Raw genomic sequence first — 9022 nt, forward strand, 5'->3', positions numbered from 1 at the left:
GCCAATTATCGGAAGTTATCAAAAAAATATCGTTCACGACCACTGTTCACCTGATTATTAATTACAGAAATTATACCAAATCCAAGTTACTTATCCCCATCTCTCTCTTCTCTGACTCTGCGTACTCTGCGTCCTCTGCGGTTAAAAAATAATTCTGATGCAACCGGAATTGAGATGACTGGTTTTTTGGGAAAATTATATTAAGTTTTTTTCAGATTTGCCGTATGCTTACTCAAGAAATCTAACAGTGCTTCCGCCTGTGGGGATGGCTGTAAACTGGCGTAAGAATAGCGATACAAACCTCTGCAAATCAGAGATAACCGCGTTGGGAAATCAAGCACTGATGGGATATCGACAATCACATCATCAACGGGTGAAATATCCCCTCGCTGACAATATACTGCATAGCTAATTCGAGGCGATTTAGCCCGACTGCTGCTGCGGCTTCCCCAGTGAAAAACGTATTGATCCCAGCACGATAGAGTACCAGCTTGTGTTGGTAAAGCCCGGATATCTTCCAAGGCAAATTTAGTAGCTTTTGTCTTGAGATTTTTGATAGCTTCAGCATACTCTGGATCGCGGTTTGCCGGAACCATGTACATACATGAATTGAGGGGATTAGCCTCAGTAATTGTCACCCAGAGAGTAAGCACTGTCGGCATACCGTTGGAGTCTATAGTATTTTCGTACTCGGCGTCGCGGTGAGGCTCAAATCCTTTGCCGCTATCAGAAGTTTCTATGTAATAAACCCAAAAATTTGGAACTAGCTTGTAGCCGTTTCCCAAAATTCCTGTCAAGGTTGAGTTAAAGTAACCAAATACTTGATAGAAGATATCGTAGACGAGGGCAAACATTGTCGGAAACCCTGCTTTTCGGACATTTTCTATACAGTCGCGCATCTGGTGAATAGTAGCAGCAGGTATGACGCTAGGTGTTTGGAAATAGCCTTCTTCTCGCAGTTGCAGCCTGTACTCGTCAATTTCTGCTTTTTGGATTCCCGAAACTTCTGAAAAGCCTTCAAATGGTCGATCGGAAATAGTTGAATTGGGGTTGAGATCGCGCCAGTAGTTAATATCTTCTGCTTGTGGCAGAAGTGGAATTAATTTATCTAAGTCAAGAGACTTTCTCAGAGTCACGGTTTCTTCAGTCATGGTTCCTATTTTACGTTGATACTGCACAGTGGAAAGCCTGATCGATCGCTCTTTTGTGATATTTGTGCTCATCTTCCCCCCTACTGCTGATTGTACGTCATTAACGAGCTAAAATATCAAATTAGTTAACTCCCAAATTCGTTTTAAAATATTGCCGATACAGTTCGCACCTCGGCACGCACTCGTTACCCTGCAACTTCACCAACCCCAAACTGTCTAATTTAAACGCCTGCATTGCCTTTAATTGCACCGGAGAATCCGCCGCCACAATCTCTCTCATCCCCTGCGCCAACTCTGGATATTCTTCTAAATTCCACAACTGCCGGCGCAAATGGTCGCTGTAAATTCCCGCATCTGCGATCGCAGTTTCTTTTAATTCATCGAGTGTCAAATCCGATCGCGAAATGTGATATAATGCAACTCGCACTAAATACGGATGTCCGCCGACAATTGCCGTCAATTCCTCAACTTCTGCATCCGACCAATTCAAGTTGTGGCGCGCTGCTAAATCTTGTATTTGCTGATGGTTGAATTCTGGCAAATCTACGGGCAGTCCGACGTTAAAAGGCGATTGATTGATGTTCATCGGGATGTAAACTTCGGTGGAGTGAACTACAATCAATCGCAGTTTCTTCCAGATGTCGCGCCGCTTCGATTCTTCGTGCCACGCCCGCAGCAGTCCTAAAAAGTCTTCGGCAATGTCGGGATATTGGAAAACGCGATCAATCTCGTCTAATCCTAAAATTAAGGGACTGTCGATTTGCGGCAAAATGTATTTTTCAAAGTAATCTTTGCAATTGACTTTGCTGCCAAAAATCTCGTCCCAATAATCGTCTAATTGATTGGGTAAGTGCAACTCGCGGCCGACATAAGCGCAAAACCACTTTAAGAATTTATCTAAGTTGGCAAATACGGCTTTATCTACTAACTGAAAAGTTAGCGGCACGGTGCAATAGCCTTGACGGGCTCCGTGATGCAAAATTCTTGCCATCAAGGAAGTTTTGCCCATTTGTCTCGGTGCTTTAATTCTAATTAACGCGCTGGGCTGCACAATAGTTTGATAACAGCGTTCTTCGATGGGCGGGCGTTCTACATAAAATTGAGAAGCGACATCGACTTGCCCTCCTGGTAATTCGGGTTCGGCGGCGGGTAGAGGTATTTCGTCGCTGCTAATTTCTAATAGCTGCTTTTGTGTTAAATCTTCTGTTTCTTCTGGGGCTGGTGCGGGAGTTTCTGCTAGCAAGTTCAGAACTTCTTCGATAATAATTGGAGTGTCGGCGGTGGTTTTCCATTCCCTCTGTTTGATGCGGTACAGATAGCCCCGCAAGTCGTGATTTAGAGGCGCGTTCAGCGGAAAACCGACGCGGATGGGGAGAATTATTGGTTTTCTGTCAGGGCGAGAGTCTTGCAGTTCTTTTGCTTGCTGAACTTGATATGTTAGCAGTTCGCTTTGGTTTCCCGTTGGCGGCAATAGTAGGAGCAAATAATCGCATTCTTGGAGGAAGAAATTAATGCGATCGAACCAATTATCTCCTAATCTAATGTTATTTTCTGCTGTAAAAACTGTATGACCGATCGCGCTTAAGGCCGTTTCTAACTGTTTTCCTAACTCGCGATCGGGTTCGGCGCTGCGATAACTCACAAATACTTTAACAATTCTGTTGCTGGCTGTATCTTCCGCTGCCGGCGAATTGTCCAGCTCGTCTAAACTTGTCGGTTCCTCAAGTTTAGCCGATCGATGGTCGCTAGCAGCCAGAGTCATTTCAAAAGCCGCGAACAACTGTCGAATTTTACTCAAATCCGCACCTTCTCTACCCTGCTTAATTTTGCTGACTGTATCGGCACCGACGCCAGACTCAGCCTCGATTTCGGTCAGAGTACCTCTAATGTTATGTCGGTCAGACCATTCTTGGAGCGCCTCGTTAAGTTTCTTTAAGCCAGAGGCAGTGAGAATGCGACCGCGATCGCGTTTTGACTTGAGCACTTCGCTTGCACTGAAAGGGGAACGAATCTAGAAATTTTAACGCCTTAAGTTCCTATTTTGGGCGATTTTAAGGAAGATAATCAGCCAGCCGGAATTTAAGGAATTTTACTTGGAGAGATTTTTGGGGCGATCGACTCCTCAAACTCTGTCCTGATAACGGCTTCAACAGTTGAATATATTTGAGGAGAAAAAGTTTTTCTTAACTCCCCAATCTCCGCCGCTACTCACCACTTAACTTTTTAGAGTAGATACACCAAGCAAAAAAGGAGCAGCCAAATGAGCAAAATCTTACACAGACTGGCAATGGCCGCTTTGGGAACCGCCGCCATTTTCACAATTAATACACTTAATAATTTAACAGAAGCATCAGCCGCTGGTAAATTTGACGAACCAGAAATTTATCAAAACACAGTTTTTCCACTTGGTGTACCGGGTCAGTTCCATAAATAGGCAAATTCATTCATTTAATTAAGGAGAAATTATGAAGTCTACACTGTGTTCGCCACAACCTATAGCTACCAAATCTGACTCGGTTGACGCTGAGGCGATCGATGCCTGCACTGCACTTGCATGGGTGGAATTGGTAGCATTAGATGCCAGCGCTCTCACGGGGGATGATTGGCTGGCTTTGTGCGATGATATAGATAGCGGGGAAATCTACCGCTGCTGGTTTTTGTGGCGCGATCGCGAAGTTAGCGGTAATTGGGAAGCTTACGATCCTTTGAGCGATCGCCGATTTGTTGCTAAAGGAAAAGTGTTTCTCAAAGCCGCGATCGACTCCCTCGAAGATGCTAGAAATCGGGAAGTCGCCTAACTTGAATTCATCTCAGGTGAATAAAATTTGGGTCTACAAAACAAGAATTCTGCCTAGAAAATCCACGACTGTACAAACTTTCGTCCGCCTGGGCGAGACAGGAAGAAAAAGCCGTAATAGAACCGGATTTGATATGAGTCCCGGAAAGGGGATACTCTCAAAGAAAATAAAAAAAATACGGCTGGGAGCAAGAGTTGACTGTAGGATGCTATGTGCTTCGCCTCGAAAGCGGTTGAGAACGTTTTTCCAGCCGCTTTCTCGCTGCAGCCGTTAAACTCTTTCTCTTTAAACATGACTCTAAAACTGCAATGGCTGTTGCCGGCCGCCCTTAGTCTTTTCTCGATCGCCCTTCCCGCAAAAGCTGATACACTAACATCTTGGCACTTCGAGGCGAGCAAAAATCAGCTCAATTTAACAACAGATTCAGGAGTTCAGCCGGAAGTTAAACTAATTGCTAATCCTACCCGCTTAGTAATTGACTTACCGGGAATAGTCTTGGAATATCCCGAAACTCCTCAAAGCTACAACTCAGCTATTCAACAAATTAGAGTCGGGCAGTTTGACACCGAAACTACCAGGTTAGTGATACAATTAACTCCCGGTTATAAGTTAGATCCGCAAAAAGTCCGAGTCATTAGAGAATCTGCCACTCGCTGGTCATTTCAGTTGCCTAATCCAGAGCAAATAGCGGGCAACGAGTCTTTGATCCCAACAGCTATTACCCGCATAGAACAAGCAGCAGGTCAAGTTACGCCCACTGTTACGCCGGGAAATCAGAGAAACTATTCCGCTGATTTGGGGATGTCAACAGGCTTGGAAATGACAGCCATCAAGCCTCAAATCGAAAGTGCGATCGCACAGTATAGATCCCTCAGCGCCGGAATGTTTTTTCTGGATTTAGATACAGGAAACTATTTGGATATCAAGGGCGAGCGAGTATTTCCGGCAGCGAGTACCATCAAACTACCAATTCTGATTGCTTTTTATCAAGATGTAGACGCAGGCAAAGTTAGCCTAGACGAAACATTAGTTATGAAGTCCGACTTAGTAGCCAGCGGTTCTGGAACTATGCAAGACAGACCAAATGGCACTCGGTTTAGCATCAGAGAAACCGTAGATAAAATGATTACCATCAGCGACAATACAGCCACCAACATGATTATTGAACGTTTGGGAGGAATTGCTAAACTCAACGAGCGTTTTCGCAGTTGGGGATTAACTGACACCAGAATTCGCAATTGGCTCGGCGATTTTCAAGGAACAAATACAACAAGTTCTGTGGATATGGTAAAGTTGCTGGCGATGCTGTCTCGCGATAAATTAGTTTCTGAATCGAGTCGGGAACAAGCTTTAGAATTATTGCGGCGTACAACAACTAGAACGCTGCTTCCTTCGGGTTTAGGGGCGGGAGCCGTGATTGCTGACAAAACCGGAGATATCGGCTTTGTGGTTGGCGATGCGGGAATTATTGATATGCCCAACGGTAAGCGTTATTTAGCGGCAATCTTTGTCAAGCGTCCTTACAATGACCCGATTGTGAGAGATTTTGTCCGTCGAATTTCGCGGATTGTTTACAATTATTTAGACCAACCTGCGGCGAGAGTACCGGAGAAGTTGCGTTGATCAGACAATTCGGCGATTGAAATCGCTACTAAACAAACAAAGTCCGCCTTCGCGGACTTGAAGAGAAGATTTTTAATTACTAATGACTATTCTTTGCGCTCGATTGCTACAGTCAAATGAGCCGCAACTGCCCCCACTGTAGCCAGTACAGCAGCAATTGGAAAGACTACTGAGCCGGCAACGCCACCTACCAATCCAGCCATCAGCGGAATGTCTGCCAAAGTCCGCCCTTGCGAGTTTTTGATGACGAGGCGGCGGAGTTTTCCTTGCTGAATTAGTTCTTTGACTTTAGCAATTAAACTATCGGCGCTAATCTTGAACTCTTCCACTCTGACTTTTTCCTCTGTTACAAATTCTGAGGCGAATACATGAGTTTCAACTGTTGGGTTGGCTGAATTCCCGGCCGCTGCTGTTTCGTCTTGTAGAATTGTTACTTGTTGTTCTAGTTGTGAGTTCATTTTGTGTAAGGGCGGGTGAAAACCAGCCGTTTAATTTCTATACTCTTATCTTCGGCGATCGCACTTGGGAATGACAGGCAAGGAAACCCTACAATGTGTATTCGTACTTTCCCCCCCTGCTTTCTTACTCAAAACCTTATTTTGGTGGCGTTAGTTCAGGGCGCGTTTATCTCTTCCGAAAGGTAGAGAAGCGTTTGTTGAAACAACCCGTCTCTAGATATAAGTCAAGTAATATCAATTCGGATTGCACTCCTCATGATTTTTGAGTGTGGACTAAAATTATGATTTTGGGACAAATGACAGTTTGGACATCTGAAAAATACCGATGCAACCGGAAACGATATCAGTTGTCTTTACGACTTGACCGAGATTTGAGACGATCGCTTTTATCCTGGTGAACAAAGTGAATTAATAGACAATTCAGAATCGTAGAAACTGCTTTAAAATATTTTTAGTCCCAATATTTCTACCATGACTTCAAGAGTGATTGCTATCTAGGCACACTCCTCAGAGGGTGGAGGTACGATCTCGATACCGTACTTGGGAGCAGTAGTAAGAATTTTGTCAAGGTCTTCAGGGCTCAAGGATGCTCCAAGGGTAATCTCACCATTGACGGCCTTTCCAACTTCGGCAATAAATTTCTCAAAGCCAGCAGGAGTGACCCAAACCAGCATTTTAGCGGGTGTAGCGGTGGTATTCGTAAATCGGTGAAGCTGGCCTTTCGGTGAATGAAGGAAGGTTCCAGCCGTCGCAACGAAAGTACGATCGTCAAGCTGGAATTCAATCTCTCCATCTTGAACATAAAATGATTCATTTTCTCGGTTGTGGCGATGGGTTGGCGTACCGCCACCAGGTGCAACAATTACCTCACAAAGCGCATAGGCTTCCCCTGTCTCTTCACCAACTGCCTTGAAGGTATAGAGGTCTTGACCAAAGTAGTAAGAACGACCTTGACCGGGTTCAAGAAAAAGTCCGTTTTGATGAATTGTCATTTGTTAATTCCTAAAGCGAAGTGTTAGCTGGCTGGCGATGGCTTTTCGCGGAATATTCTTCACGAATTCAGAGTTTTCTCAATACGCCGATCGGGGATCAGCCACATGATTGCAACTAAAACATACAGCATGAAAGCAAACCATGAGTTCACAAAGGAAAGCAGGATTGCTACGGCATAAATCACCACTGATACCTTCCCCTTAAAGTCTCGCCCAAGTGCAATTGCCAGAGTGGAATCTTTACCGTGGTAAGAAATAAGGACACGAGTAAGAATGAAATAAGCGATCGCAGCCAACAACAGCACTGTGCCATAAAGCGCAACTGGCCACGCAGCGAAGTGATTCTCGCCTGTCCAGGCAGTGACAAAGGGAATCAGTGACAACCAGAACAGCAGATGCAGATTAGCCCACAACACATTACCATTGACGTGCCGAGCCGCTTGTAACAAGTGATGGTGGTTGTTCCAGTAGATACCAAGATAAATAAAACTGAGTACATAGCTCAGAAATACTGGGATTAGCGGACGCAGCGCAGCTAAATCAGCTTCATGGGGCACTTTCAATTCCAGCACCATAATGGTGATGAGAATGGCGATTACACCATCGCTGAATGCTTCTAACCTGCCTTTACCCATTTTTGTAGATCCTCCTTTTTTGCTGGCGCGGTCGATCGCTTATCATTCCAACAATAACTTAGGATAAGGTCGGTTGCAGTGATTTGTTATACCGATGGGCGATCGCTGGCACTTACCAACAAAGCCAACCATTTTGCTTGCCTAATCACCATACTGTGGCAGATCACCTCTGTATCATAACCGATCAACTTTCGGCGGTCGGTGTGCATGGGCGTTGTTAGCTCTCTTGGACTGCTGTAACATTTCCTGGTTCTCTATCAAGGCAGTTAGAGCAGTAAACTTCCTTGAACTTTTTAATAATATCAATCCAATCTGGTGACAACTTATCCCCACGATAACCAAACTTTGAACAAAAAACTCGCCTGTTGGGATCTTCAGCGTAAAATGTTATTGGTGAATAAGTATGTGTCAAATCTTCGTGTATTTTTATATGCCGACACCACTGGATTTTTTCCCTATTTTCATCCCGCATACACAGTACCTGTGTTACTACATTTTTTCTACGATCCTCTGGGATTTTGTAAGTTTCAATCATGAAATTTGCAAAACTCTGTACATCTTCCTCTGTTTCCAGGGCTGATGGATCATATTCATTACACTGTTTCTGACGTAACCTCTCGTCCACGTTTTGAATATGCTTAGAAAATAAGGTTTTTCCTGAGATAACTTCATTAGCTGTTTCTATGTGTCGCTTGTATCCGAGCAACTTAGCTTTGCCAAGAACCCCCTGAGCAAGGTTTCTAGCTGCCTCTATCTGACCCTTAACTTCAAACGCCTGAGCCATTATCAGTTGAATGCGAACTTCTCCTTCAACCATATTGGCTTGTTTATAGATTTTCTGAGCCTTTCCACACCAATCAAGAATCAAAAGAGCATAATTTTGAATGGCAGACTGGTCAAGCGACAATCCTTGAAACTGCATGAAGGCTATTTGAGAAATAAGCCCCCGGAGGTTTATAAAAGCTTTGGTTGAAAAGGCATCAGCGACGAAAATAGGATGACCAACATTAATAGCATCCTGAATAAGGAGCGTGGCTTCTTCATTCCAATCGTCAAATCCATCAAAAGCCTTTTTCAAATCAGAACTTTGCTCAGTTAATGGAACAAGGATTCCGCTATCTTTTCTTGCACCAGCCTTAAATATTTCAGATATAATTTCTCGTACAGCATTAAAACCAATTATCTCAAGGTATTTAACCCTTGCCCCTAGTTTTAAACTGTCTGGTGAGTTTTTAGAAGTAATGATTTTGCTTTTAAGTTCTTTTATTTCATGCAAAGCCTCTTCATCTCAGGGCTATTTCATTCTAAACAGCTTCTTCAAAACGTCTAGACCATAGCCCGCGAGCCGTTGTGCCTGTGCCATAT

10 protein-coding genes are annotated in these 9022 nt (G+C 44.1%); 3 read left to right on the forward strand and 7 right to left on the reverse strand.

What is annotated here, in order from left to right; translation table 11 throughout:
• Positions 1-200: 200 nt before the first annotated feature.
• Positions 201-1223 (reverse strand): phytanoyl-CoA dioxygenase family protein, encoded by a 1023-nt coding sequence (locus QUB44_RS26545; protein WP_333372211.1) that lies wholly within the window; start codon positions 1221-1223, stop codon positions 201-203.
• Between the two features lie 49 nt (positions 1224-1272).
• The gene (locus tag QUB44_RS26550) at positions 1273-3135 is read right to left on the reverse strand and encodes an AAA-like domain-containing protein (RefSeq protein WP_333372213.1); all 1863 of its coding nucleotides are present in this window, start codon (positions 3133-3135) and stop codon (positions 1273-1275) included.
• A 276-nt stretch (positions 3136-3411) separates the two neighbouring features.
• Between QUB44_RS26550 and QUB44_RS26555 the strand changes: the two genes are divergently transcribed.
• From QUB44_RS26555 to QUB44_RS26565, 3 genes are all read left to right on the forward strand, one after another.
• A complete protein-coding gene (locus QUB44_RS26555) occupies positions 3412-3585 on the forward strand; it encodes a hypothetical protein (RefSeq protein ID WP_333040368.1) in 174 nt (57 codons plus the stop codon).
• A 31-nt stretch (positions 3586-3616) separates the two neighbouring features.
• Positions 3617-3949, forward strand: coding sequence for a hypothetical protein (locus tag QUB44_RS26560; RefSeq protein ID WP_006633666.1), 333 nt, complete (start codon positions 3617-3619; stop codon positions 3947-3949).
• 291 nt (positions 3950-4240) lie between these two features.
• Positions 4241-5572 carry a serine hydrolase gene (locus QUB44_RS26565; protein WP_333372215.1) on the forward strand — a complete coding sequence of 444 codons (1332 nt, stop codon included), beginning with the start codon at positions 4241-4243 and terminating at the stop codon, positions 5570-5572.
• 86 nt (positions 5573-5658) lie between these two features.
• Here the strand turns inward: QUB44_RS26565 and QUB44_RS26570 are convergent, their stop codons facing one another.
• The 5 genes from QUB44_RS26570 to QUB44_RS26590 all read right to left on the reverse strand — a co-directional run bounded on the left by QUB44_RS26570 (position 5659) and on the right by QUB44_RS26590 (position 8933).
• Positions 5659-6030, reverse strand: a complete 372-nt coding sequence (locus QUB44_RS26570) for a DUF4342 domain-containing protein (RefSeq protein WP_333170760.1) — start codon at positions 6028-6030, stop codon at positions 5659-5661.
• Between the two features lie 494 nt (positions 6031-6524).
• Positions 6525-7022, reverse strand: coding sequence for a cupin domain-containing protein (locus QUB44_RS26575; protein WP_333372218.1), 498 nt, complete (start codon positions 7020-7022; stop codon positions 6525-6527).
• Between the two features lie 59 nt (positions 7023-7081).
• Positions 7082-7657 (reverse strand): TMEM175 family protein, encoded by a 576-nt coding sequence (locus tag QUB44_RS26580; protein WP_333372220.1) that lies wholly within the window; start codon positions 7655-7657, stop codon positions 7082-7084.
• A gap of 86 nt (positions 7658-7743) precedes the next feature.
• Positions 7744-7866: a hypothetical protein gene (locus QUB44_RS26585; RefSeq protein ID WP_333372221.1), complete on the reverse strand. Its 123-nt coding sequence runs from the start codon at positions 7864-7866 to the stop codon at positions 7744-7746.
• 8 nt (positions 7867-7874) lie between these two features.
• A complete protein-coding gene (locus tag QUB44_RS26590; protein WP_333372223.1) occupies positions 7875-8933 on the reverse strand; it encodes a hypothetical protein in 1059 nt (352 codons plus the stop codon).
• Positions 8934-9022 lie beyond the last annotated feature (89 nt).

The organism is Microcoleus sp. AT3-D2 (assembly GCF_036705715.1).
Classification (GTDB): domain Bacteria; phylum Cyanobacteriota; class Cyanobacteriia; order Cyanobacteriales; family Microcoleaceae; genus Microcoleus.